The following is a 23,920-nucleotide window of genomic DNA, read 5'->3' as shown; positions in this document are numbered from 1 at the left end:
ACCATCGATGAAGACCAGGGAAATCACCGTCGGGCTTGTGGGCAATCCCAACTGCGGTAAAACCACAATATTCAATGCGCTCACCGGCGCCAGGCAGAAGGTGGCGAACTGGAGCGGAGTCACCGTAGAGAAACGAGAGGGACGCCTAAAACACGGGGGCGCCTCCATCAGGGTCATCGACCTCCCCGGAATCTACAGCCTTACCTCGTACAGCATGGAGGAGATCATCACGCGCAACTTCATCATCGACGACCGCCCCGACGTAATCGTCAACGTCGTCGACGCCGGCAACCTCGATCGCAACCTGTACCTTACGACCCAGCTCATCAATATCGGCGCCCGTTCGGTGATTGCGCTCAACATGTTCGACGAGGCGGCGAACAAGGGCCTGGTGATCGACTCCGAAAGGCTCGGGACGCTGCTGGGTATGCCCGTGGTCAAGACCGTGGGCACGCGTTCCATCGGCATCGCCGAGCTGCTCGACAGGATCGTCCAGGTTGCGCAGGGAGCCGACGATACCGCGCGCCACATCCACATCCCCTTCGGCGACGACGTGGAGGCGGAGATTCGCGCGATTCAGCGTAAAATGTGGGAGGACGAAACGATCGGAAGGCGTTATTCCACGCGCTGGCTGTCCGTGCGCCTCCTCGAACGCGACACCGACGCGGTCAAGAAGCTGGAGGCGTACCCCGGCCACGAAATTGTCATGGAGCAGGTAGCGAAGAGCCGTACCGTCCTGGAGCGGCACTTCGATGACGACATAGAGACCATTATCTCCGACCGCCGTTACGGCTTCATCGCCGGGGCGGTGCGCGAATCGGTGAAGAAGACCGCGCCGCGCAGGGTGGATGTGTCGGATAAAATAGACCGGGTGATAACCAACCGGTATCTCGGCTTTCCCATCCTCTTCCTTTTTCTCTGGGCCCTTTTTTATCTCACCTTCGCCCTGGGCGAATACCCGATGAACCTGATCGAGAACGGGGTGCACCATCTCGGTCTTGCGGTGGAACGCCTTGTGACCGCGGGACCGCTGAAAGACCTTGTCGTTGACGGGATTATCGGCGGCGTGGGCGGCGTCATAGTGTTTCTGCCTAACATTCTTATCCTCTTTATGGGCATAAGCTTAATGGAGGATACCGGCTATATGGCGCGCGCCGCCTTCATCATGGACAGGGTGATGCATACCATGGGCCTGCACGGGAAGTCGTTCATCCCGCTTATCATGGGATTCGGTTGCAATGTCCCCGCGATCATGGCCACACGGTCGCTTGAGAACCGGCAGGACCGGATTCTCACCATTCTCATCAATCCCTTCATGAGCTGTTCGGCGCGTTTGCCCGTCTACATCCTGTTCGCAGGGGCGTTCTTTCACGATCACGCGGGCTCGGTGATCCTTTCACTTTATCTCGTCGGCATCCTTCTCGCCTTTGTCTCGGCAAAGCTGTATGGTCGCGTCTTCTTCCGCGGCGGATCCACGCCTTTTGTGATGGAGCTCCCGCCCTACCGCATCCCCACCATAAAATCGACCCTGCTGCACATGTGGGACCGCTCGTCGCAATATCTTCGGAAGATGGGAGGGATCATCCTCGCGTTTTCGGTGGTGATCTGGTTTATGGGCGAGTACCCTAAGTCGCCGGATATCGCGCACGAGTTCGACGCGCGCATCTCCGCGCTCCGGTCCCACAGCGCGCGTGTCATCGACAGGGCGCGCGCAGGCGGAGCGCCGTCCGAAACCATCGAGGCGAAGCGGGCGGAACTCGATGCGAAGCTGGAATCGCTCGAGGTTGAAAAGATCTCGCTCGAAAAGCGTAACACGATGATAGGACGCATGGGCTCCATGCTCACGCCGCTGATGCAGCCCCTCGGCTTCAACCAGCAGATGGGCATCTCGCTCGTAACCGGTTTTGTCGCCAAGGAGGTCGTGGTGAGCACCATGGGAGTGCTGTACCATGCCGGGGACGGAGCCGGAGGCGCGCAGCAGCCCATCGTTCAGTCGATACGGCGGCCCGAGTACGGCATTACGCCGCTTACCGCCTACACGTTCATGCTCTTCGTGCTCCTGTACGTTCCCTGCCTGGCAACGGTGGTGGTAATGGGCCGGGAGGCCGGATGGCGATGGGCGTTTATCTCCCTGGCCTACCAGCTGCTTCTGGCCTGGTCGGTTTGCTTTCTTTTTTACAACGCGGGGAAACTACTCGGATTCTGACGGGCCGCCATACCCGCTTTGTGCGTTTTTGTTAAATATCGTCGCACCCATGGCTACATGCAGAGAATCGCCGCCACCGGCTCCAGGTCGAGATCCATCTCGTACTCGCTTCCGTGCACGCCGCTGATGCGAAACCCGATGCGAAAAAGGGCCGTCATGGCTTCGTCGTTGGCGCTTTCGATCATAAGCCATATCCGTTTTTTCCCAAGGCACAGCGCCCTGCGGCAGATATCCCCGGCCAGGGCCGAACCTATCCCGCGCCCGCGGAAGTCCTGGTGCACGAAAAAGATAAACTCGCAGAAATCCTCATCCGGCACATCGATGATGGACGCATGACCGACAATCCGCCTTCCCGACAGCGCGATTACGTTCAGCCTGCCGTGCTCCAGGTTTTCGACCCATCGCCTCCGAAGCGTCCGCTCGTTCGGAGGCAGACCGAAAGCGACGTGCTTGGGATCAAAATGAGCGTACATTCGGAGGAGGTTTTTATGGTCATGCGGGCGAAGCGTCCGTATCCGGATCTTTTTGCCATCTACATCGGGCGCATGCCGCGCCATCAGTTGCGCCGCCCTCTTCCTGCGCATGATACTCGCCTCCCTCGGGATATCCGCCCGATATGCACGGTTCGCCGTGACGCTCAATGCCTTCGTGTATAATGGTACTGCATCGTGATGATTAAAGCAACAACGATTAGGGCGGCGGGCAAAACGGAGAGAAGGAAAAGGGGAGCGTTTCCGCCTCCCTTTTCCCCAGGGTATTATACTGAGAAGTTTACGCGCAGACCACGGCGGGACTACACTTTCTGAAGCTTCTTTTCCTGAATCGCCTTAAGGACCTTCTCCTGGACTTCCTTGCCCAGGGGTACATACCGCGAGAACTCCATGGAATAGTTGGCGCGGCCGCTCGAAAGGCTGCGAAGCTGAGTCGCGTAGCCGAACATCTCCATAAGCGGCACGAAGCCGTTTACCTTCTGCGCCCCCTTTCGGAACCTGCGCATGGACTCCACTTTGCCCCGGCGCCTGTTGAGGTCACCGATGACTTCGCCGATGTATTCGTCCGGCGTGTTGATCTCCATCTTCATTAGCGGTTCGAGCAGGGTCGGCGACGCCTTCCGGAAAGCCTCTTTAAAGCACAGCGAGCCGCAGGTACGAAACGCCATGTCAGAGGAGTCCACCTCGTGGTAGCTGCCGTCAAGCACCACGACCTTCACGTCGACCACGGGGAATCCCGCGATAATACCGTCGGCGATCGCCCCTTCAATGCCCTTTCTAATGGAAGGCATGTACTCCTGCGGAATCACCCCGCCCTTGGTGTGGTCGACGAACTCGAAGCCCTTGTCAGGATTGGGCTCTATGCGCATCACGCAGTGCGCGTACTGCCCCCGCCCGCCCGTCTGCTTGGCGAACTTAACCTCGGCCTGTGCCTCGTGCTTGATGGCTTCGCGGAAAGCCACGGAGGGCTCACCGACAGTCGCCTCCACGTTGAACTCGGTCATTAGCCGGTCAACGATGATTTCGAGGTGCAGCTCGCCCATGCCGCTTATTATCGTCTCGTTAGTCTCATCGTCCACCCGAATGGTGAATGAAGGGTCTTCCATGGCGAGCTTGCGGAGCGCTATTCCGAGCTTCTCCTCCTCTTTCTTGGAGGGGGGAGTCACCTTGAGATCGATGACCGCCGGCGGAATATAGATCGATTCGAGCACGATCGGATGGCGCATATCGCAAAGCGTATCGCCGGTCTTGGTATGCTTCATTCCGATAAGCGCAACGATATCGCCGGGACCGGCGCTGGTAATATCCTCGCGTTCCTTGGCGCGGATGCGCATTATCCGGCCTATGCGTTCGTTCTCGCCCTTCGTGCCGTTTAACACCTGCATGCCGCTCTCGAGCTTGCCGGAGTAAACCCGGACGAAGGTCTGCTGCCCCACATAGGGATCGTGGATCAGCTTGAAGGCCAGCGCACAGAACGGATCGCCCGGCAGGGGATGGCGGGTCTGGGTCTTTTCAGTGTCCTTGACATCCATGCCGACTACTGCGCCCTTGTCGACCGGCGACGGGAGGTAGTCCAGGACCGCATCGAGGAGCAGTTGCACGCCCTTGTTCTTATATGCAGCCCCGCAAAAAACGGGGGTAAAGAGCATCTTTATGGTCGCGCACCGCGAAGCCTTTTTTATCAACTCCGCCGGAATGTCCTTCTCCTCAAGGTACATCTGCATGATGTCCTCGTCGAAGTCCGCCAGCTTCTCCGTCAGGTGACGCCGCGCGTTTTCGCATCTCTCCCTGTACTCCTCGGGCACATCGGTAACAAACCGCTCAAACTCCTTGAAAATGACGGCCTTCCGCTCAACGATATCGACGACGCCCAGAAAGTTTTCCTCGGCACCCATGGGCACCTGAAAGGGGACCGGGTTGGCGTCGAGGTACTTTTCCATCTGGTTGATGCACTCGTCGAAATCGGCGCCGACGCGGTCCATCTTGTTGACGAACGCGATGCGGGGCACCTTGTAACGGTCGGCCTGGTTCCACACGGTCTCGCTCTGAGGTTCGACACCGGCAACCGCGCAGAAGAGGCCGATCATGCCGTCGATCACCCTGAGGGAACGCTCCACTTCCACGGTAAAATCCACGTGCCCGGGAGTGTCAATGATGTTGATGGCATAGTCCTTCCACTGGCAGGAAATCGCCGCCGAGGCGATGGTGATGCCGCGCTCCTGCTCCTGTTTCATGAAATCCATGGTGGCCTGGCCGTCATGCACCTCGCCAAGCTTTCTCGTGGAGCCGGTAAAATAGAGCAGCCGCTCGGTAAGCGTAGTCTTGCCCGCGTCGATATGCGCGGCGATTCCGATATTTCGCAACTTCTGTAAAGGCATATATCAATCTCCCCTGGATAAACGTATTTTCCGTAATTATGGCACAATCAGGAACCGGCGCGATGTGCTGTTGGCGGTTATAGGACGGGGTTGGCCCATCTTGCTGCAGTGACGCCGTCTACAATGAATCGCGATTATAGTTAATGTAACACAATAATAGCTCGTTGCCGTTTAAAATATATAAAAAAACGGTAAGCGTATCGCCGTGAACTTCATTTTATTAATTAACGCCCCCGCCAGCCATCGGTACCATTCACATTTGATAATGGCGATAGGAGCCGAAATTCACATTACGGAAAGCGCATACTCGAATACCCCGTGATTTCTGTCAACAAATTATCTTTTTTTAACGAAGGGGCCGCTTGCCGCTGAAAATTTGAAGGACGCCGCGCTTTATTCACCGGACCGCTCACTTCTCTATTATTTTGAGCAGGTCTATCTGTATCCTGGAAAGATATGCATAGGTCGAATATGGATACTGCTCGATTATGGATCGGAATACGCCCTGCGCCCTGGTGTCGTAACCCATCTTCTGATAGCAGATGCCTGTTTTGTAATACGCCTCTATGCCTTCCTCGGTGTTATTGGACTCCTCATGGATGGCGGTATAGGCACGGATCGACTTTTCGTACTCGAACCGGTCGAAGTGGATCAGGGCGACATGACGCAATGCCTCGCTGCGATGCGCCCCGGTGAGATATATCTCCAGGTACTCGTTGAACATCTGAAGGGCCTTGCGGTAATCGCCCATGGAGTAGAACTGCAGGGCGTTCTCAAACTTTATATCGTCCGCAACGGCGCCGAGGCTCTTACCAGATGCTTCTTTTGCGGCCTCCTTCGGAGCCTCCTGCGCATGGAGTTCCATACCCGCCAGCGCCAGCAAGGCGCCGCACGCCAGGAACATCGCCGTTTTTTTCATGATATCGCTCCCCTTGTCCACGCTGATTATGTCTCTATGCACGGTGTCCCAACCCCTGGTTTTCTTATCGGCGGATTTCCCCGAAATTATAATCAAACAAAAAGGAGGGGATGGATTTTTTCGCCCGGGGCCGCTCTCGCCGAAGGCGGAAAACCGATACCGGTCCGGCGCGTCGTCCGCGTGAGGGCCCATGCCCGGAAATATCATTGCAAAAAAGCGGCTCTCCCACAATACTTTCCATCCCCTGTGCATGCGGGATATTCGACCCTTAAAACGGAGAGCGATGGAAGAACTCTTAAATATTAAAAAGCTCTATTCGAACATTGGCAAGATCATAACTTCCTCCCTCGAATTCGGGGTGATACTCGACTCCATAATGGAAGAGATTCACCTGTTCTTCGACGCGGAGAACTGGAGCCTCATGCGGCTCGACCCCAATACCGACGAACTTTTCTTCGTTATTGTAAAGGGAATCGACGCGAAAGCCGTCGAAAACATCCGGCTGGGAATGGGCGAAGGGATAGCGGGCACGGTGGCGCGGACGAAGCGCTCCATCTTCGTTCCCGACACATCGAGGGACAAGCGGTTCAGCGACAGGGTCGACAAGGCCACGGGATTCAAAACGAAATCGGTGATGGCCGTGCCGATCGTTTTCGGTGACACACTGTACGGCGTCATCGAGCTGGTAAACCGCACCACCGGGGGACTTTTCACCGAAATGGAACACCTGATCCTCCAGGCCATCGCCGATTACGCGGCGATCGCCTTCGCGAACTCGGCGCTCTACGAGCAGGCGCTTCAGCGCAGCCTTACCGATCCCCTGACCGGTCTTTTCAATCGGGCGAAACTGGACCAGGTTGTTGCCGAAGCGGAAAAAACGGCCTCCCCGCGCCGCAGGCGCTACGACACCGAACCGGCCATGGTAGTGGTCATGGTCGACGTTGATAAATTCAAGGAAATCAACGACGGTTTCGGGCATCCGCTGGGGGACGAGGTGTTGAAAGAAGTATCAAGAATTTTAAAATCGCGCCTGCGATACAACGACATGCTCTTCCGCATCGGCGGCGACGAATTTCTCGCGATAGTTCCCGCACCGTCCGAACAGGTGGAAAAAATCGAGAGACGGTTCGCGCGCGAGATGAAAAAGCTTTCACGCTTCGCCATGGCGGACGGACCGTCCGTGTGCTTTTCCTACGGCACCGCCGCCGGCCCCTTCCCGAAAATCCGGGAACTCATCCGGATGGCCGACGCCGGCATGTATCACCACAAGGGGACGGTCAGGAAGAACGCATGAAAGCGCGGATACCCATCCGCGCCATCCGCGACATCCGCGCCTTCACGCGACATCCGCGCCTTCACGCGCCTTCACGCGCCTTCACGCGCCTTCACGCGCCTTCACGCGCCTTCACGCGACATCCGCGCCTTCACGCGCCTTCACGCGACATCCGCGCCATCCGCGCCTTCGCGCGACATCCGCGCCTTCAACGAATCTCCTCGATCCCCAGCGGAAATTTCGACATCTCGTCGCATCCGTCCTTCATGATAACGATCGGGTTCTCATAGCGAAAACCGATGTTTTCCTCCGGACAGGCGTACTGCATGGCGCAGATCAGCACCTCGTTCTCGCGGTATACATGGTCTGGATTGGTCCAGTAGGGGAAGGGACCGTCGTTTAGTCCGATCCGCCACTCGTCCCCCATCATGCCTATTCCATGCTCGAACCCGGGCACCATGTAGTCGGAGAAACCGCGCTCTTCGGCGAATGCCATCATCGCATCGGCGAGCGTTGATGGAGTTATACCGGCGCGATAGGTCTTGAGCGTGAGTGCGACGATGTCCACGAAGTTTCTGGCGTGCCAGCGCTGCCGGTCGGTCGCCGGCGCGATCAGGTAGTTGTGCGAGTGGTCGCCCAGGCCCAGCATGAACATGGAATGAATGTCGACCATGAGTGGCTCGCCCGCTGCGAGTTTTTTTCGAGTGGCGGGGGTGCAGGCGCCTCCGGCAAGGCCAGTGCGGTATCCCGCGGCGATCTCGTTGCCGCCTGTGAAGCTCCACTCCCATTCGCTCCCTTCGCGCCGCATGGCGAGCGCGGCGAGCCCGGCAATCTCCGTTTCGGTCATGCCCTTCCATCCGCCGTCCTTTATCGCCTCGAACACTGCCCTGTGTCCGACGTCCACGATGCGCGAGGCCTCGCGGAAACGGTTGATCGTACCCGGGTCCTTGACGATCGAAAGCGCGTCGACTATCGAATGGGCGTTTACCAGCCCGCACCCATCGAGCGCTTCCGAATAACGCTGATACTCGTAGTGCGTAAGCCAGCCCTCGGGCAGGTAATTGGACATTCCGCTCTCGATGCCGACACGGCCCTTCCCTCCCTTTAACTGGTCTTTTATGAAGTCGCTTATGAGCTCTATCTGGTCCTGCCCGCCCATGGGAACGAAGCCATAGACGCGGTCCTCGTCGATCCAGGTTTCGTCGGCGATGCGCGCGGCGTCGATGACGAAGCTGAACGCCGCGGGCATTCCCTGGGCGGGAATAACCACGAAGCTCCGCCACGGGCAGAACGCGTCGAGCGTCCACGACAGGGTGCGCAGGCGCGAGCCGAGGTATACATCGATATTCTGCCTCGCCATCTCGGCCTGTATGCTTTTTATGCGGGCCGGAAAATCTATAAAATACGGCCCCTTGTTTTCTATACGTGATGTCATGCTGTTCACCTCTCTAAATGTATAATCCAAAGCCTTTCGACGCGCGATCAGTACTCGGCGGGAATCTTCGACAGGACTTTGTTGAGCCTGTCTGCGACTGAAGCGAGCTTGAGTGCCTTGATCATATTGCCCTTGAGCTTCAGCTTTCCGGTCATGAGCGCCTTCTGCGAGCCGAGCTCGGCGCGCGAAATCTTCGCGAAAACCTCGTAATCACCGCTGATCCGGAATTCCGCCGCGGGCGGCTCGCCGTCACCTATCGCAAGCTCTGCGAAATTTCCGTCCTCGAACTTGAAAAACAGGTAGCGGGTCTTTCCGTCCGGGCAATTCTGGTAGATATTGGACATGGAAGAGGTGATGTTGTTCATTTTTTCCGGGCTGAGTTCGCTCTTCAGCCGCTTTTCGGCCTCGTCCCGCCATTCGGTGCTTAAGTATTTAACCGCCTGTGCCATTCTGCGCCTCCCTGAGTAAATAGTATCAGTCCCTGAACAGCCCCCGCGTCAGGAGCTCGAGGGTCTCCTCGAAGACCTTCCGCATCTCCTTTCCTTCCGGGTGAATGTACATCCGTATTATGAACATCTTATATATGGAAAATATCGCGTTCGGCGTCGTGCGCGGATTTACCTTCCTGAAGTCTCCTTCCGCCATGCCCTTTTTCAGAATAAACCTGATCATGGCCATGGAGTTTCTGTTGATCCGCTCGTAGGGGTCCCGGACGGGAAACATCGGAAATATCTCAGGGTCGTGCACCAGCAGGCGGCGAAAATTCTCGTCCATCGCCAGGTACTCGACGGCCTTGTTGCACATCGTTATGAACATCGACCGGGCGTCCTTTTCAAGCGCCACCGCCTCGCGCACCCGGGCCTGCCAGCGGAGCATGGCATATTCGACCGTCTTCTCATACAATTTGCGCTTGTTCCGGGCATACAGGTAGAGATTGCCCTTGGTCATGCCGAGTTCGCGGGCGATGTCTTCGACCGTGGTTTTCTTGAAGCCATAGCGGGCGAACACCCTTAGCGCGGCCTCGTATATCGCTTCCTGTTTTTCCTTCTTTCTCATGCTTCAGTTAAACCCGCCGCGCAATCCGGAAACGGGGCGGATTTCACCTGGTCCCGGAGCACGCACATTAAATAAATGAATATATTATTTATTTGTTCATTATAGAAGCGACCCCACTTCTGTCAACACATTAATCGCCCGGCCCGACCCGCGACATCAGTGTGGGAATTTAAATCAGGGGTGAACATATTGTCATCGCAAGGAGCCCGGCGACGCGGCGATCTTAAAAGGCGGGAAGTTAATTGTAAAAGCTTAGCATAAAAGGAGAGCGCCGGGCCCCGATACGGCAGGGGCCCGCAATGACGGCGTATTCCCCGAAATTTAATTCACGCCCCGATATCCGAATTCGTCGTGTTTCGCTCTCCATCGGTTTGCGGCACCGTCGATCAATTCGTTTGACTTATACGAGCAATCGGGCTTTGCTGTCCGAAAGCCGCCCGATCGATTTAGAGGGGATTACGTTTCAAATCATGCCTAAAACAACCCGCACAGCCCTGGCCGTCCTGCTCATTTTCGTTTTGCTTCAGTCGTGCCGCCGGGCGCCGGAGGGGCTTTCCGTTTCCTTCGTGGGCGACATCATCATGCATATACCCGTTAAGTCCTGCGCACGCCTAAACGACATCCCATCCGGCAACCCGGGCGAATCGGCCAACAACGGCGGGTTCGATTACCTGTTCGAGCTGATCGCCCCTCGGCTGCTGACGGCTGATATCACGCTCGGAAATCTGGAGTTTCCGGTATCGGCCCCGTTCGAGAGCAGGCCATACGTTTTCAACTGCAGGCCAGAGGTGCTCGGCGCGCTTAAAAAAGCCGGGATATCGCTCGTAACGATCGCGAACAACCACATCCTCGATCAGGGCATAGCGGGCGCGCTTGAAACGCTCGAACACCTGAAGCGTTATGGAATCCGATACGTCGGTGGCGGCCCTTCGATGGAAGAGGCGGCCGCTGGATATGTATTCCAGAAGAACGGCATCCGCGTCGGCCTTATCGCCTGTACCGGTGTCGTCAACACCGCGTTTCCACGGGCGAGCAGCCGTTTTTATCTTAACAATTTTTATAAAAAGGAGCTGATGCTCGAACAGATCGACGCGATGAAGGCGCGCGCTGATTTTATCGTCATGTCGGTGCACGCGGGCGCCGAATACGTGACCGTTCCCCTGGCCGCCGATGCCGCATTGATGCGCGAATATGGAGAGCATGGCGCGGACCTTATAATCGGACACCATCCGCATGTGCTCCAGCGCGTCGATCGGTTTACGGCGGCCGACGGCCGCATGTACCACATCTTCCACAGCCTCGGCAACTTCATCTCCAACCAGTCCAGCGAACACGCGATCGGCGCCGCGACCGCGCTCAGCACGCGCGACTCGGCGATCGTAACGCTCTTCCTGGAACGGCACGACAGGTCCATCCGCCCGCGATTCGAGATAGTCCCCATCCGAACCGTCAATGAAATCGTCCGCCACCGGTCCGGTCGAATGTTTCGCAGCATCCGGCCCGTCGCCATCGCCGACGAGATCAACGCCCTCCGGGCGAAGACTTCCGCCGCCATCGCCGACGACGAAACCGCACGGCGACTTATCGTCCGGATGGAAGTAATAAAAAAAGCTCTTCTAAGCAACCGTACAATCGATACGATACACTTCGCCGACCACTGACGCCGCCGGATACAGGCCAGTGCACCGTTCACGTGAAATAATAAATTCTTTTTCGATACCACAGTCGTGGATCTTAACGGCGCTTCGCACCGCCTCAATCCTGCTCACAGCGCCGCTTGCGCCGGCTTCCCGAATGCCGGCCGCGAGCGGCCATGGAACGCCGCGGAGTCCCTTACCATAGTCCAGACCGGCGTTACGGCCATGACGCGCGCTTTCATCTCCGCGGTCGCACGCTCCGGGAATATGCTGCACCCGGTCGGGGAAACGGCGCCGCCCACCGCGCAGGCCGATCCGGCGCCCACCTCCAGCGAGGTGTCATTTCTCGAGTCGTGCCGCCGCCCTTTCAAAGACCGAATGCGTTTCTGTTCGCCGTTGCGTTTTTTCGATATACTCCGGCAGATGTACGTAGATGCGATACGCGGCCCGGTATGGCGATACACAACAGGCCTCCGGGCGATATCGACGCCCCCCACCTGTGGAACAAGCGCCGGCAACCAAGCGAAGAGCGGCGATGCCGTACCGCGGATTAAAGCTGGGACGCGATGACCATTCTCTGGACATTGGATGAGCCGTCTATCGAAATGAGGAGCTGTGCGTCGTTGAAAATGTTTCGCGCCTCGGAATCGGCCTCGAAGGCGCGGTAACCGAGCGCTTCAAGGCAGAACTCGGCGAGGTCGCGGAGCGTTTCGCTGGCGAAAAGCTTGGCCATCGACGCCTCCATGGTAAATTCGCGCCCCTCGTCGATGAGCGCAAGCGCGTCGAGGTAAAGAAGTCTCGAAGCCCGCAGCCGCGTGGCCAGGTCGGCGAGCCTGAACGATATCCCCTGGAACGAGAAGAGCGGTTTTCCGAATTGCTCCCTCCGGCGCACATGCGCCGTTACAATATCAAGGAGCCTCCCGGCGGCGCCGGCACAGCTGGCCGCGACAAGCGGCCGCCCCTTGTCGAAGGTTTCCATCACGAGAAAATACCCGCTTCCCTCCTCCCCGAGCATGTTCTCGCGGGGGATTGCGACGTTCCTGAATCCGACTTTCCCGATTACGCTGTTCCCGAAACCAAAACCCCTGACCGATTCACCGCGCTCCACGCCGGGCGACGAGGCGTCCACTACGAAAGCGTTGAGACCCGCCCTTCCCTTCGAGAAATCCGTGGTGGCTATCACGATAAAGAAATCGGCGATGCTGTTATTTATCACGATGGACTTTTCGCCGTTGATCACGTATCCGTCCCCCGCCTGGTCGGCCATGCAGCGGATGCCCGTAATATCGGAGCCCGCATCTTCCTCGGTAAGACAGAAACCGAAGATGCGGCCGTCGCTCCCGATCTTCTTCAAAAAGCCCTGTTCGCTCTGCCTGTTGCCGGCTATTTTCAACAGCTCGGCGCAATGCGCATTCGTCAGCAGGGTGGGCATGAAGCCGATCCCATGATAGCTCAGTTCCTCGTAGATCTGGCCGGCGGTCGCATAGTCAAGCCCCCCGCCCCCATGCGTTTGTGGGACAAGCAGGGCATGGTAATTCGCCGCGGACAATCCCGCGAACAGGCGGCGCGCCGCGTCGGACAGGCCCATGTCGGAGTGCTCCGGCGTGGAGCCGAGTTTCCTCCCGGTTTCCCGGGCCCTTTGAATTTCATCGCTCTGGAGCATGCCGGGTTTATTCATTGTTTTTCCGCCTCCACTCAAGGAAATCGAGGAAACCCTCAAGCTCCCGCAGATTCCCGTCGCTCAGGCGGACCGTACGCTCGTAGAGGGAACCGAGCAATCGTTCGCGCCCGTTCGATGCATCCCGCTCATCGCCTTCGAAGAATTTCTCCTGGGCTATGAAATAATCGACGCTCTTGCCGAGCAGTTCTGCGACCGCCTGAATCTTTCCCAGATACAGGCGGCGCTTGCCCAGCTCATAATTTGAAAGGGCGGCCTGCGATATGCCCAGGCCCTCGGCGAGGGTAGCCTGGGTCATGCCCTTCTCTTCGCGCGCAGTCTGGATCTTTTTTCCGATTTCCTTGAATCCCATACAACCGTTTCCCGCGGATTAACTGGTAGCATTTAATTTTGAGCCTGAAAGTTCAATAAAAATTCATGATAATCCGCTCCCCGATCCTCGCGCCGTCATTTCCCGGCTAAACCCGGAAATAATTACAGTATGGTTGACAAAATATAACAAGTATTTATAATATTATAACATTTTGTTATAATACAGGGGGGCACCTTCATGTTTGATTTTCTACTCACCGACGAGCAACTAAAACTTCGCGACGAGGCCCGCGCTTTCACCAACTGGGTTCCCAAAGAGATGATCCTCGACATGGACGCGGAAAAGATACAGTTTCCCCAAGAATACCTGAAAGAGGCCGGCAGGCGCAAGCTGCTCGGCATCAGACTTCCAAAAGAATACGGAGGCCGTGAACTCGGCTGGGTCGACGATACCATGGTGGCCGAGGAGATCGGCGTGGCCAGCTACAGTCTGGCCTGCCTGTGGGGCGTCGGCGCCGACATCGTCTGCGAGGCCATTGTCAATTACGGTATCGAGGAACTGAAACAGGAAATAGTGGTCCCGCTCCTCAGGGGCGAAGTGTACGCTGCTGAATGCCTCACCGAGCCGCGCGGCGGATCGGACTTTTTCGGCGCGGCGACCACGGCCCGTAAGGACGGCGGCGACTGGATCATTAACGGCCAGAAGCGCTTCATCGTGGGGGCGGAGGGCGCCGACTGGTTCATGGTCTACGCGGTGACCGATCCGTCAGCTCCTGCCCACCAGCGTATGACCTGTTTCATGGTGCCGCGCACGAAGGGTGTCGAATCAAAATACATCTACGGCCTCATGGGGGTGCGCGGCGGCGGCGCGGGACGCGTCATCCTGGACGACGTGCGCGTGCCCGAACGCTATGCCCTCAACGGCATCAATGGCGGCTTCCCGGTATTCCAGACCAACATGCTCCCGGAGCGTCTCGGCACTGCGGCGATGACCATCGGTTCCGTACGGCCCGCCGTCGAGATCGCGACACGGTACACATCGATGCGCAAGGCGTTCGGCGTGCCCATTATGAACTTCCAGGCGGTCGGTTTTCGCGTGGCGGACTGCGTCCAGAGGCTCGACACCATGCGTTCGATCGCCTACACCACCGCGCGCGCCATAGACTCCGCGAAGGTGCATCCCGGACGCCTCCGCCGCATGGTCTCCGAAAGCAAGAAGTTCATCACCGAGGCGTCGTGGGAGGTGGTGAACAACTGCATGCAGGTGATGGGCGGCATCGGCTACACCAATGTCTATCCGATCGAGCGCATCCTGCGCGACATTCGGCTTTCCATGATATGGGTCGGCACCAACGAGATCATGCAGCTCATCATCCAGAATGAATGGTACAAGGAATACTTCAAGGTTTTTTCAAAGGAAAACGTCCGCGACGTGGAACAGGACGCGCCCAACGCCGGCGAGGTGGACGAAAAAATTTATGAATGATTGATCACGGCGCGCGCGGTTTTTTCGCGTATTTATCCACGCGGTAGATTTTGATATCGAATGCCTGCACCTTGAAACCGTAAATAAAATTATCGGGCTCAATGAGTCCGGGAACGTACTCGTTGTATTTCGCTTCCTCATTTTTGTGCGACTTCACAACCACGTAATCGGGTCGAAGCAGCGGAATATTGCCGACATTCCGCCGGTCGTCCGGGTTTGAATATATGGGCTTGAGATCGCTTTCGAAACAGAGCATGGGGGCCCAGTCCCCGATCATCACGGAGCCGGCCGGCAGTGTGTTGACGAAATCCATCGCATCACGAATCGTTGTTGTCCGGTTGAACTGCCAGCTGAGCAGGTAGATGAGCTGCACTTCGATGAGCAGGAAAATCATCATCTTCGGGGTTATATGCTTCTGTATAAAGGCGACGAAATCGTCGTAGTTCTTCGCGAGGTAGAAAACGAGCGGCAGAACGACCGCGATCAGGATGAATACGAAAGACGCCCCTGGGCCCGCAAGGACCCCCTTCGTCAGGTTAAGGTAGAAATCATCGAAGATCACTTTTCTGGTCTCGTAGCTTAAAAAAAGCATTACCAGAAAGATGACAAACTGGATGGCGATATAGAACATTAGCACGAAAATGATCAGGGAGCGGGCCGCGCTTTTAGGGCGCTTCCTCCCCTCATTCAGAATCTTGATCTCACCATCATAATTCGCCACGAACCGCCCCGCGAGGAACAGTATCGACACCTCGGAAAAGAGGAAGTAGCGCAGCGGACTGTACGAGGACATGTAAACGACGAGGAACGAAAAGATGAACTGGAGTGCGAAAAAAACATCGATCTGGTACTGCAGAAAACGCTCGCGATTATAGCTGAAATAGCGCCTGTTGCCCAGTATTTTTATAACTGCGATTGTACACAACACCGCCATGAGAAAGGTGTTTGGCTGCAGATAGATGATCTCGAGAAACCAGATTTTACCAAGGAGTATGAACGGATTCCCCAGGTAGCGCACCTGAAAGCCAAGGTTCGCCTGCCAGACATAGAGGATAAAAGACACCAGCAGGATTCCGCCGATGGCCATAAGAAACAGGTTTTTGGGATCGAGTATGCGCGGGTAGCGCGTGCGTTTCTTAAAGAACGGCAGGATCGCGGCGAAAGCGAAGGCCGCAAGCACGGAACCAATGTATATCGCGAACGAACCTTTTATCCGCATCCCCAGCCAGGAGACAAGGACGACCACAAGTGACAGGGCGAAGACGAAGAGGATGTGTCCCGCCCGGTCGATTTGACCCATGCGGCTCAGATAAAAAAACATGGGCAGAAAAAGCAGCACGCATAGAAACACCATGGGAAGTTCGTACAGCGCTATTCTGCTGTGGAACAGGAGTATAACGTTGATGGACATCGCAAGCCCCAGCAGAAAGATCGTACGCTTATTGAAGAAAAAAGAAAGTACAAACAGCGTCAGTACTATGATTCCCACCGAAACGGCGATATTGAAATATCTGAGGTTGATTATTTTAATGCCGAAGGTCTCGAATATCCAGAGCTGGACGGCATGGATCACAGGGGATTCGTCGCGGTGGCCGCGGTAGCTGTCGTGCTCGCTCCAGCGGGGGGCGCCGTACTTTAAAATATTCCGGGCATCGAGCGCCTTGTACCCTTCGTCGACATAGATTGCGGCACTCCATGACAGGTAATCGGGCGGATCGCTGTTGAGACTGTACATACGAAGCGCGAGGCTGAAGACCGCGATCGACACGATGATGATCGCCTTGTACAGCACCGACATTCTGCCCGCAGTCATGATCCTCCGACGTTTGAGAGCTTCAAGCCGCGGCTCATCGACCGCGGCGCGATCTTTTTCTGCGCTCCGGCGGCTCTATCCGCTTCAGTTGCGCGTCATCGATATTGAAATGCACGTCGGCGTTGGCGACGGTGCGGCTGTCGTGGGTCGCGATGACGATCGCCATGCCGTTTTCATCCCTCAGTTTTTTAAACAGGCTCAATATATCGTTTGCCGAGCGCCCGTCCAGGTTCCCGGTGGGCTCGTCTGCCAGGATGACCCGGGGATTGTTGATGATCGCGCGGGCAATCGCAACACGCTGGCGCTCGCCTCCCGAAAGGGTCGCCGGATACTGGTGCAGGATATTCTCGAGCTGAAGGTATGCGACGAGGTAGTCGACTTTTTCTTTCAGGTTCCGCGACCTGGGGCTTATAATCGCCGGATAGAATATGTTCTGGTACGACGTCATGTCTGGCAGCAGGTTGAAGAACTGGAAGACGAAGCCGATCTCCCGGTTGCGAAAGCGCGAGCGCTTGAAATCGCCCCACTTCAGGATGTTCTGCCCCTTATAGACGACCTTGCCGCTGTCGGGCTTCATAAGTCCCGAGATGATACCCAGAAGCGTCGTTTTCCCCGCTCCCGAGCGCCCGGTAATCGCCACGATGGACGAGGGCTCGACCGTAAAACTTGCCCCGTCGAGGATCTTCCGTTTCCCGAACGAGGCGCTGACGCCCTCTATCGAGAGAAGAGCCGGTTCTCCGCCGGTTTTTTCGCCGCCCGCTCCACGCATTTTATTTCTGCACCGCCCTGAAAAGATTCATGTTAGACGCAAATACAGCCGGAATGAACGCCGAAACCGACGAGAGAATCGCCGACAGCCCGACCGCCAGGGGCAACAGCCCCCCGGAGTCCACGCTCAGAGTCAGCCCCTTGAGCACCGGGACCCAGTGCGGCATATTATGCTTAAAATATCCGATGGCCATCACCCCCGTGTAATAGCCGATAAAGCCGAAGAGCGCCCCGATCAGGGCGGCCTCGAAAACGAACGTCAGGATGATGCGGGCCTTGGAAACACCGATCACCCGCTGAAGCGAAAAGGTATAACTGCGGTTGTAAACAATGGTAAGGTAGGAATTAAAGATCGCGATCACCGTCAGGAAAAGGAAAATGCCCATTATAACCAGCGACGAACCGTCGATGACGGCAAGCGCCTTGTTGGTTTTGGCCGCGATCTCCTGCTGCGATTCGACCTTGAGCCCCAGCGACTGGATTTTTTTACTGATTGCCGGAAGATCCCTCACGTCTTTAACCGTAACGACGAGCTGGGCGTACGAAAAACCCGGCCTGATGGCCGCGGGATCGCCTGCATGCGCGGCGGCGAACTTCGTGATGAAGTCGGAAGGGACTACCAGGCCCGTCAGCGGCAATTCCGCGCTGAAACCGAAGACACGGGCCGGTTGATCGTACTTCTTTCGTTCGGGGGCGCCGCGTGAAGCCGTCTCGATCACAAGCTCCATCGGGAAGCCCCAAAGAGTTTTTTCCCCGAGCTGCGGAAGGCCACGCGCGGCGGCCAGGTTATTGAAGACGTCCAGAACGAATTTCGGCACTATGACCGGAATCTCAGCGCCCGGAACGAACTGGCGCCAGCGGGTTTCTGACTTTCGCAGAAAAGCCGGGCTGATACCGTAGACCGGCATATATTCCCTGACCGAACGGCCGAACATCTCGAGCTTGACCTTCGCCGGGTACTCCATCCGTATTATGGAATTGATCTCGCCGATTCCGGGAATGGCCCGTATCCGCCTAACCCTGTCCGTGGCGATTTTTTCCGATCGCCCGCCCATGCTGACGAGCTCACCCGCGCCCGACGCGGGAGGGGAGACCACGATCTCGTTGATGTCGAGCGTCCCGAACAGCGTCCCGCCGACGTATTCCTTGATCGACTGCCGAAGCGAGAGGTAGAGCACGAGGAAAGCGATAAGGAAGATGATGCCGAAGCTCGACAGCAGGCTTCGCAGGATGTTTCTGACAATCTCCCTCAGTGAAAAATAAAGGTTCCGTCCGATGTATTGTAGAAATGCCTTCATTGGTATCCGTACGGTCTCACGCGGCACCCAGCCTGGACGTTCCCCGCGGCCTGTCAAGATAATTATTTCACTGACCGCGTCGGACGATGATAGAGCGATCCGGTATATTTGTCAATATTCTAATCCGGTATTTGATAAACGGGGATGAACAGAACAAGCGGTTGAAGCAAGGCGCCGTGGCCCGGAAACATTCCACTCTTCCCAATAGACGACCCTTTGCATCCGACCGGCCCGTAATTTCGCTTGAAATACCCCGGGGAAGGCATACCTTCAATTTCATCTTCGAATAGAGGTACACGATATGAAAAGCCGCCTATACCCCTTCCTTGCGTTTATCCTGCTTGCGTTCTGCGCCACGCTTGGCGACTCCACACTGAGGGAGCTCCCGGTCGACCGGGAATATCCGATCGTCATACGGCACGTCATCGATCCGCGCCTGCCGGCGCTCTCCGAAGCGGAGTTTCAGGACATGCTGGGGCGTTGCAAAAACTACATAGACGAGTACCTGGGCTACAGGGTTAGCTTTTTCATCCAGGGGAATCAAAGTATGCAGGCATTCAGAGAGGAGGTGAAAAGGCTCGACGATCTGCCGATGATGCACCAGCTTAAAAACAGTTTGCTGGATATCGACAGCGAGGGCGACCGCGGCCGCCTGGCGAAGTACATCGACGAACTCGTCTCCTCGGCCCCGGAAACGACACTGCAACAACACGTCCCCGGATTCAAGCGATACAAGGACCGAAAGGAGATCTCGTCGCACATCTACCGGCAGTACGTCGAAAAACTCAGGAAGATACAGAACATTAAAACATCGGACGGCACCCGCCTGGCGGAATCACCGCACGATAGTACGCTCACCTATCCGTTCTGGGACATGGCGTTGCGCCATCTCGAGGGTGCCCACTTCATCTTTACCAACACTATCATGGCCGACATGGAAGTCGATATCCCGATCTACGTGGCGCTTCGCTATGGGATAACCACCGGACTGGTCGAGGAAAACATTCACAACGCCTACCGCGCGTCCGGCGTCATTTTCACTTATCCCTTTCTTTCGCGGGACGGATTTTTCGTCGCCGAACGCGGGGAGGAGACGCCCGCGGAGCTCGTTACCGACGTCATAGCACTGTACGCAACGCACGAGTTCGGACATTTTCTGAACCATTACCGGGACTATTACGATCACCACAACTGCATCATGGTCCCGGCGCACGACCTCGATTATTACCGATGGTACAAAGATAAAAAGGAGAAGAAGTGCGCGCTCGAGCACGAGAAGCTCAAGAGGTTTTAATCCCTGCTTTCTTCCTCGAATGGGCCTTCACGCCGGCGATGAACGCGGCACATCGGCTGATCTCGGCGAAGACCGGGATCCCCGCCTCCTCGGCAACAGAGCGATAGCGCTCATTCGCCTCGCTGGGGCCGATCTGCCACAGGGCGACCGGCTTTCGATAGCGCTTCTGCATCTCGCCGGCGGTAACCAGATAATCGGGGCTCGACAGGTTCCATGCGATCGATTCAATGATGACCGAATCGACATTCGGGTCTTTAATGACCGCTTCGAAGGCTCTGTTATACACGAGCTCAAGGCCGTTTAATTCAACCGCCGGCCATACGTCTACCGGGTGCGAGGGCCTCATCCACGGGGGAAACACCTCCGCAAGCGCGCTTATCGTCTCGGGCCCGAACTCGGCGAGCTTAACTCCCCAATCCGCCAGAAGGTCCGAGGTCACGATGCCGGCCCCGCCCGAGAAGGTAATGACCGCGGTGCCGCCGTCCGAGCCGCACGGCGTTATTTTTGAAAATCCGCGCGCGAAGTCCATGAGCTCGTGTACATCATACACCTGAACGATGCCGGCCTGGCGGAACGCCCCCTCGTGCACCGCCGCCGAGCCGGAAAGGCTTGCGGTGTGGCTCACCGCCGCCTTCGCCCCCTGTTCACTCCTTCCCGCCTTCAGTACAATGATCGGCTTTGATGTAGAGCGCGCGATCTCGAGGAACTTCCGCCCGTCGACGATCGATTCGAGATAACAGCCGATAACGCCGGTTTCCTCGTCCGCGACAAGGTATTCCATGAGCTCCGTCTCATTGACGTCGCACTTGTTGCCGATCGAACACACCTTCGCGATGCCCATGCCGCCGCGCTCCAGGATCATCATGAGAAAACCCGCGGAAAGCATGCCGCTCTGCACGATGAGCGAAACCTTTCCCGGCTTCATGAGCGTCATCCACCTGTCCGTATACATAAACGAAAAGACGTTTCTTGAATGCCCGTCGAGAAGACCCATGCAATTAGGCCCCCACAGGCGTATGCCGAAGCTCCGGGCCAGGCTGACCGACTCTGTCTGCAGCCTCCTGCCCTCCTCGCCCACCTCCGAAAAACCCGCGGATTCGATGATGATCGCCTTCACTCCCTTTTTCGCGCATTCGCGGATTGTGCCGGGCAGATATTTCGCCGGGATAAAATAAATGGCAAGGTCGAAGTTTTCCGGGATTGAGGCAACATCGGGGTAACACGAGGTACCGAGGATCTCTCCGTACCTCGGATTGACAGGATACACACGCCCCCGGTATCCGGCCAGGGTGTTTCGCAGAATATGGTAGCCTCCCTTGGCCGCGTTGTCGGTGGCGCCGATTATGGCCACACCGTCGGGATGGAAAAAACGATCGATCATGGAGACCTCCCAAAATGCTTTTCCGCCTTGTGGTATTGTTTTGTTATGCGATAAAGGCGCACCATGGCCCCCCTGGCCTCGGTGCGGACCGGATTGAGCTCGTACGCGCTTTCAAACGTAGCGAGTGCCTCGTTGATTCTACCGTTCTTCTCTTGCGCAAGGCCGAGGTGGAACAGCGTGTCGTAGTCGCGCTTTCCGGCCCTGCCCGCCTCCACCAGGCGCCGCTCGGCCTCGGCATGGCGGCCCGCATGGTAAAGCGACACGCCATGTACGTATAGGAGGAATGAATTTCCTGATACGCGGTGGCGGGAAAGGATATCCGCCAGGTCAGCGTACTCCCGTTCCTCGAAAAGAATCTCGATGACACTCCCGATGGCATTGAGATCCTCGTTGTTCCTGAGGGACGCGATCACCATCCGGGCCCCCTCCGATCTGCGTCCCGTTTTGATGAGGGAAAGCCCCTTCAAGCGGCGAAGGTCGTAATCGGCCGGGTAAAGTGTCATCAGGCGATCGATGTATCCGAGCAGATCGTCATACCGCTCTTCCCTGAAAAGAACACGGGCCTTTTCTATCGATTTACCCCTGTCCTCGCCGAGGAAACGCTGGTAATAGGCCGTCAGATACCAGCGGTACAATTTCTGGCTGTTATACCAGGAGATTGTGACCACCGCAACCAGAAGAACGAAAATTATATGCCGAATTTTCATCGAAGCATCCACCACGCAAAAGGGAGATACCGTTCGATATCTCCCTGATTAATCGGATATACCGCCTGATATCGTCTATCGAAAGGCGGACAAAGGGCAAGGCCTTTTTTGGCCTATAGTAACTTTTTCACTTTTCCCAGGAGTTCGTCAATTTTGACCGGCTTGGTGAGGAAATCATTGACGCCGGGAAGAAAACTCTGCCCCTCGCTAAGCGAGAACCTGGAGTTGGTGACCTGGTTGATCGCCGTCAGCATGACGATGGGCGTCTCCCTGACATCCTTGTACCTGGAGGTCGGTCTCTGGCTTCGAATCTGATAGGTTATCTCAAAACCTGCCGTGTCGGTTTCCATCATAACGTCGAGTATCATGAGGTCCGGCCGCACCTCGAGGAGCTTCACAAGGCCTTCGGCCCCGCTATTGGCTATGGATACGTCGTAACCATTCATCATAAGCGCCTGCGAAAGGCTCGCCACCAGGTCGCTGTCGTCGTCCACTAAAAGTATCTTCTTTGCCATGTCACGCTCCAAAAATTATGGATTGCGAATTAAAGATTCAAGATTCGAAGACTTGTTAAGCGTGAAGCCCCCTTCCGGAGAACCGGTCATCATGCCATCCGAAATCTTATAATCTTTCATCTTCTAATCTTTAATTAATTTGTAAATTACGTTTCGCTCTTCCCAGGCCTTGTTGCGCTCGTACATATCGATCGGGAACTCCATCTGTTTGAGCTCTATTGGCGCGACCTTCTTCTCGACCAGGCCCAGCGCGAGGGCAACGCCGTAAATGATCGCCTCGGGGCGCGGCGGGCAGCCGGGAATGTAGTAGTTGACGGGAACGGCCTTGTCCGCACCGCCGGTTACATTGTAGCAGTCGAACCAGCAGCCGCCGCCCACGGCGCACGAACCAATGCCGAAGACCAGCTTGGGCGAGGGCATGGCGTTATACGCCTTCTTGACGATGGGAAGCGTGGGCCTCGTCACCGCGCCGGAAATCAGCATCACGTCGGCGTGCCGGGGAGAGGCCACGAGCTTCATGCCGAACCGTTCGATATCGTAATAGGGAGTGAGGACGTTCAGGATCTCGATGTCGCAGCCGTTACACGCCCCCGCATTGCAGTGATACACCCACAGCGATTTTAGGAACGCCTTTTTGATCAGATTAGCAAGCATGGCTACTCTCCCGCCTTTTCCGGCCTTTTGATTTTTTCGGTCTTTTCGTACAGTTTCATATCGAACTGCTCGGAGCCAACCGGCACCACGGCCCTCATCTCGATGCTGTCATACTTGAAGCCGATTCTCGACATGCGGTCGATCACGTTTGTTGTCTCGTGGTCGTAACAGCGCCCGCAGCGCTGACAAGTGGCCATGAACAGCTCCATGGTTTCGTTGATATCTTCCTTGTCTCCGGTCGCAAGTTCAAAGCTCTCGGTCATGGTGATGGCGTCCTCGGGGCACACGTCGGCGCAGCGCGCGCAGTAGGTGCAGCGCGACCCGTCATATAACATGACCCGAAGCTCCTGACAGAGGTCACGCACCAGTATCGTGCGCGCCGGGCAGTGCGCCGCGCACCCGCCACAGCCTATGCACTTGTGGTGATCCCAGTATGGCTGCCCCCTGAAATTCGCTGGAGCCGGGCGCGGCTCGAACGGATACCGGAGCGTCACCACGCCGGGTTTTGCCACCATGAAAACCTGCTTTATCTTACTTGTCAGCCACACGGTGTTTCTCCTTGGGTTCAAGATTTAAACCGACCTGCATAATCAAATCCCCCGCCCTCCGGCCCGCCCCC

Annotated in this window: 22 protein-coding genes; 5 read left to right on the top strand and 17 right to left on the bottom strand. The window is 56.7% G+C overall.

What is annotated here, in order from left to right; translation table 11 throughout:
* The first annotated feature begins 7 nt into the window (after positions 1 to 7).
* Positions 8 to 2,206 (top strand): ferrous iron transport protein B, encoded by a 2,199-nt coding sequence (gene feoB / locus VLM75_02615; protein ID HSV95809.1) that lies wholly within the window; start codon positions 8 to 10, stop codon positions 2,204 to 2,206.
* A gap of 53 nt (positions 2,207 to 2,259) precedes the next feature.
* Here the strand turns inward: feoB and VLM75_02610 are convergent, their stop codons facing one another.
* The 3 genes from VLM75_02610 to VLM75_02600 form a co-directional block, all read right to left on the bottom strand.
* Positions 2,260 to 2,790, bottom strand: coding sequence for a GNAT family N-acetyltransferase (locus VLM75_02610; protein ID HSV95808.1), 531 nt, complete (start codon positions 2,788 to 2,790; stop codon positions 2,260 to 2,262).
* A gap of 209 nt (positions 2,791 to 2,999) precedes the next feature.
* Complete coding sequence (gene fusA / locus VLM75_02605; protein ID HSV95807.1) at positions 3,000 to 5,075, bottom strand: elongation factor G; 2,076 nt, start codon at positions 5,073 to 5,075, stop codon at positions 3,000 to 3,002.
* A 409-nt stretch (positions 5,076 to 5,484) separates the two neighbouring features.
* Complete coding sequence (locus VLM75_02600) at positions 5,485 to 6,036, bottom strand: tetratricopeptide repeat protein (GenBank protein ID HSV95806.1); 552 nt, start codon at positions 6,034 to 6,036, stop codon at positions 5,485 to 5,487.
* Positions 6,037 to 6,277: 241 nt separating this feature from the next.
* On the opposite strand from VLM75_02600, the gene VLM75_02595 reads away from it, so the two are divergent.
* Positions 6,278 to 7,288: a sensor domain-containing diguanylate cyclase gene (locus VLM75_02595; GenBank protein ID HSV95805.1), complete on the top strand. Its 1,011-nt coding sequence runs from the start codon at positions 6,278 to 6,280 to the stop codon at positions 7,286 to 7,288.
* A 187-nt stretch (positions 7,289 to 7,475) separates the two neighbouring features.
* Here the strand turns inward: VLM75_02595 and VLM75_02590 are convergent, their stop codons facing one another.
* The 3 genes from VLM75_02590 to VLM75_02580 are packed head-to-tail and all read right to left on the bottom strand — an operon-like array spanning position 7,476 to position 9,758.
* Entirely contained in the window at positions 7,476 to 8,702 is a 1,227-nt protein-coding gene (locus VLM75_02590) for a M24 family metallopeptidase (protein ID HSV95804.1), read from the bottom strand.
* A gap of 47 nt (positions 8,703 to 8,749) precedes the next feature.
* Complete coding sequence (locus VLM75_02585; GenBank protein HSV95803.1) at positions 8,750 to 9,151, bottom strand: SCP2 sterol-binding domain-containing protein; 402 nt, start codon at positions 9,149 to 9,151, stop codon at positions 8,750 to 8,752.
* 25 nt (positions 9,152 to 9,176) lie between these two features.
* The gene (locus VLM75_02580; protein ID HSV95802.1) at positions 9,177 to 9,758 is read right to left on the bottom strand and encodes a TetR/AcrR family transcriptional regulator; all 582 of its coding nucleotides are present in this window, start codon (positions 9,756 to 9,758) and stop codon (positions 9,177 to 9,179) included.
* 470 nt (positions 9,759 to 10,228) lie between these two features.
* Between VLM75_02580 and VLM75_02575 the strand changes: the two genes are divergently transcribed.
* The gene (locus VLM75_02575; protein HSV95801.1) at positions 10,229 to 11,419 is read left to right on the top strand and encodes a CapA family protein; all 1,191 of its coding nucleotides are present in this window, start codon (positions 10,229 to 10,231) and stop codon (positions 11,417 to 11,419) included.
* Between the two features lie 104 nt (positions 11,420 to 11,523).
* On the opposite strand, the gene VLM75_02570 is transcribed toward VLM75_02575, so the two are convergent.
* The 3 genes from VLM75_02570 to VLM75_02560 all read right to left on the bottom strand — a co-directional run bounded on the left by VLM75_02570 (position 11,524) and on the right by VLM75_02560 (position 13,425).
* Positions 11,524 to 11,859, bottom strand: a complete 336-nt coding sequence (locus VLM75_02570; protein HSV95800.1) for a hypothetical protein — start codon at positions 11,857 to 11,859, stop codon at positions 11,524 to 11,526.
* 86 nt (positions 11,860 to 11,945) lie between these two features.
* The gene (locus VLM75_02565) at positions 11,946 to 13,073 is read right to left on the bottom strand and encodes an acyl-CoA dehydrogenase family protein (GenBank protein HSV95799.1); all 1,128 of its coding nucleotides are present in this window, start codon (positions 13,071 to 13,073) and stop codon (positions 11,946 to 11,948) included.
* Positions 13,066 to 13,425 (bottom strand): helix-turn-helix transcriptional regulator, encoded by a 360-nt coding sequence (locus VLM75_02560; protein HSV95798.1) that lies wholly within the window; start codon positions 13,423 to 13,425, stop codon positions 13,066 to 13,068. The genes VLM75_02565 and VLM75_02560 overlap by 8 nt, the downstream gene beginning before the upstream one ends.
* 198 nt (positions 13,426 to 13,623) lie before the next feature.
* On the opposite strand from VLM75_02560, the gene VLM75_02555 reads away from it, so the two are divergent.
* On the top strand, positions 13,624 to 14,871 hold the full coding sequence (locus VLM75_02555; GenBank protein HSV95797.1) for an acyl-CoA dehydrogenase family protein: 1,248 nt from the start codon (positions 13,624 to 13,626) through the stop codon (positions 14,869 to 14,871).
* Positions 14,872 to 14,875: 4 nt separating this feature from the next.
* Here the strand turns inward: VLM75_02555 and VLM75_02550 are convergent, their stop codons facing one another.
* From VLM75_02550 to VLM75_02540, 3 genes are read right to left on the bottom strand one after another with little or no spacing between them, the layout of a single operon-like run.
* Positions 14,876 to 16,684 carry a hypothetical protein gene (locus tag VLM75_02550; GenBank protein ID HSV95796.1) on the bottom strand — a complete coding sequence of 603 codons (1,809 nt, stop codon included), beginning with the start codon at positions 16,682 to 16,684 and terminating at the stop codon, positions 14,876 to 14,878.
* A 34-nt stretch (positions 16,685 to 16,718) separates the two neighbouring features.
* On the bottom strand, positions 16,719 to 17,453 hold the full coding sequence (locus VLM75_02545) for an ABC transporter ATP-binding protein (GenBank protein HSV95795.1): 735 nt from the start codon (positions 17,451 to 17,453) through the stop codon (positions 16,719 to 16,721).
* A gap of 1 nt (position 17,454) precedes the next feature.
* Positions 17,455 to 18,750: an FtsX-like permease family protein gene (locus VLM75_02540; GenBank protein HSV95794.1), complete on the bottom strand. Its 1,296-nt coding sequence runs from the start codon at positions 18,748 to 18,750 to the stop codon at positions 17,455 to 17,457.
* 301 nt (positions 18,751 to 19,051) lie between these two features.
* Here VLM75_02540 and VLM75_02535 point away from each other — a divergent pair, with 301 nt between their 5' ends.
* Positions 19,052 to 20,044 (top strand): hypothetical protein, encoded by a 993-nt coding sequence (locus VLM75_02535; protein ID HSV95793.1) that lies wholly within the window; start codon positions 19,052 to 19,054, stop codon positions 20,042 to 20,044.
* On the opposite strand, the gene VLM75_02530 is transcribed toward VLM75_02535, so the two are convergent.
* The 5 genes from VLM75_02530 to VLM75_02510 form a co-directional block, all read right to left on the bottom strand.
* Positions 20,031 to 21,425: a CoA-binding protein gene (locus VLM75_02530; protein ID HSV95792.1), complete on the bottom strand. Its 1,395-nt coding sequence runs from the start codon at positions 21,423 to 21,425 to the stop codon at positions 20,031 to 20,033. The genes VLM75_02535 and VLM75_02530 overlap by 14 nt on opposite strands.
* Positions 21,422 to 22,132, bottom strand: coding sequence for a hypothetical protein (locus tag VLM75_02525; GenBank protein ID HSV95791.1), 711 nt, complete (start codon positions 22,130 to 22,132; stop codon positions 21,422 to 21,424). The genes VLM75_02530 and VLM75_02525 overlap by 4 nt, the downstream gene beginning before the upstream one ends.
* Before the next feature lie 113 nt (positions 22,133 to 22,245).
* Positions 22,246 to 22,647: a response regulator gene (locus tag VLM75_02520; GenBank protein ID HSV95790.1), complete on the bottom strand. Its 402-nt coding sequence runs from the start codon at positions 22,645 to 22,647 to the stop codon at positions 22,246 to 22,248.
* Between the two features lie 123 nt (positions 22,648 to 22,770).
* Complete coding sequence (locus tag VLM75_02515) at positions 22,771 to 23,301, bottom strand: NADH-quinone oxidoreductase subunit B family protein (GenBank protein HSV95789.1); 531 nt, start codon at positions 23,299 to 23,301, stop codon at positions 22,771 to 22,773.
* Between the two features lie 2 nt (positions 23,302 to 23,303).
* The gene (locus VLM75_02510) at positions 23,304 to 23,849 is read right to left on the bottom strand and encodes a 4Fe-4S binding protein (protein ID HSV95788.1); all 546 of its coding nucleotides are present in this window, start codon (positions 23,847 to 23,849) and stop codon (positions 23,304 to 23,306) included.
* Between the last annotated feature and the right edge of the window lie 71 nt (positions 23,850 to 23,920).

This window comes from Spirochaetota bacterium, from assembly GCA_035477215.1.
Classification (GTDB): domain Bacteria; phylum Spirochaetota; class UBA4802; order UBA4802; family UBA5368; genus MVZN01.
The sequence above is the reverse complement of the archived record's forward strand: the minus strand, read 5'-3'. Positions and strand labels throughout refer to the sequence as shown.

What these genes read in the sequence shown, in the direction of transcription:
- feoB (HSV95809.1), top strand. Translation starts at nt 8, where the DNA reads ATGAAGACCAGGGAAATCACCGTCGGGCTTGTGGGCAATCCCAACTGC.
- VLM75_02560 (HSV95798.1), bottom strand. Translation starts at nt 13,425, where the DNA reads ATGGGATTCAAGGAAATCGGAAAAAAGATCCAGACTGCGCGCGAAGAG.
- VLM75_02610 (HSV95808.1), bottom strand. Translation starts at nt 2,790, where the DNA reads ATGCGCAGGAAGAGGGCGGCGCAACTGATGGCGCGGCATGCGCCCGAT.
- VLM75_02580 (HSV95802.1), bottom strand. Translation starts at nt 9,758, where the DNA reads ATGAGAAAGAAGGAAAAACAGGAAGCGATATACGAGGCCGCGCTAAGG.
- VLM75_02585 (HSV95803.1), bottom strand. Translation starts at nt 9,151, where the DNA reads ATGGCACAGGCGGTTAAATACTTAAGCACCGAATGGCGGGACGAGGCC.
- VLM75_02545 (HSV95795.1), bottom strand. Translation starts at nt 17,453, where the DNA reads ATGCGTGGAGCGGGCGGCGAAAAAACCGGCGGAGAACCGGCTCTTCTC.
- fusA (HSV95807.1), bottom strand. Translation starts at nt 5,075, where the DNA reads ATGCCTTTACAGAAGTTGCGAAATATCGGAATCGCCGCGCATATCGAC.
- VLM75_02530 (HSV95792.1), bottom strand. Translation starts at nt 21,425, where the DNA reads ATGATCGATCGTTTTTTCCATCCCGACGGTGTGGCCATAATCGGCGCC.
- VLM75_02535 (HSV95793.1), top strand. Translation starts at nt 19,052, where the DNA reads ATGAAAAGCCGCCTATACCCCTTCCTTGCGTTTATCCTGCTTGCGTTC.
- VLM75_02595 (HSV95805.1), top strand. Translation starts at nt 6,278, where the DNA reads ATGGAAGAACTCTTAAATATTAAAAAGCTCTATTCGAACATTGGCAAG.
- VLM75_02590 (HSV95804.1), bottom strand. Translation starts at nt 8,702, where the DNA reads ATGACATCACGTATAGAAAACAAGGGGCCGTATTTTATAGATTTTCCG.
- VLM75_02565 (HSV95799.1), bottom strand. Translation starts at nt 13,073, where the DNA reads ATGAATAAACCCGGCATGCTCCAGAGCGATGAAATTCAAAGGGCCCGG.
- VLM75_02550 (HSV95796.1), bottom strand. Translation starts at nt 16,684, where the DNA reads ATGACTGCGGGCAGAATGTCGGTGCTGTACAAGGCGATCATCATCGTG.
- VLM75_02575 (HSV95801.1), top strand. Translation starts at nt 10,229, where the DNA reads ATGCCTAAAACAACCCGCACAGCCCTGGCCGTCCTGCTCATTTTCGTT.
- VLM75_02515 (HSV95789.1), bottom strand. Translation starts at nt 23,301, where the DNA reads ATGCTTGCTAATCTGATCAAAAAGGCGTTCCTAAAATCGCTGTGGGTG.
- VLM75_02540 (HSV95794.1), bottom strand. Translation starts at nt 18,750, where the DNA reads ATGAAGGCATTTCTACAATACATCGGACGGAACCTTTATTTTTCACTG.
- VLM75_02520 (HSV95790.1), bottom strand. Translation starts at nt 22,647, where the DNA reads ATGGCAAAGAAGATACTTTTAGTGGACGACGACAGCGACCTGGTGGCG.
- VLM75_02555 (HSV95797.1), top strand. Translation starts at nt 13,624, where the DNA reads ATGTTTGATTTTCTACTCACCGACGAGCAACTAAAACTTCGCGACGAG.
- VLM75_02525 (HSV95791.1), bottom strand. Translation starts at nt 22,132, where the DNA reads ATGAAAATTCGGCATATAATTTTCGTTCTTCTGGTTGCGGTGGTCACA.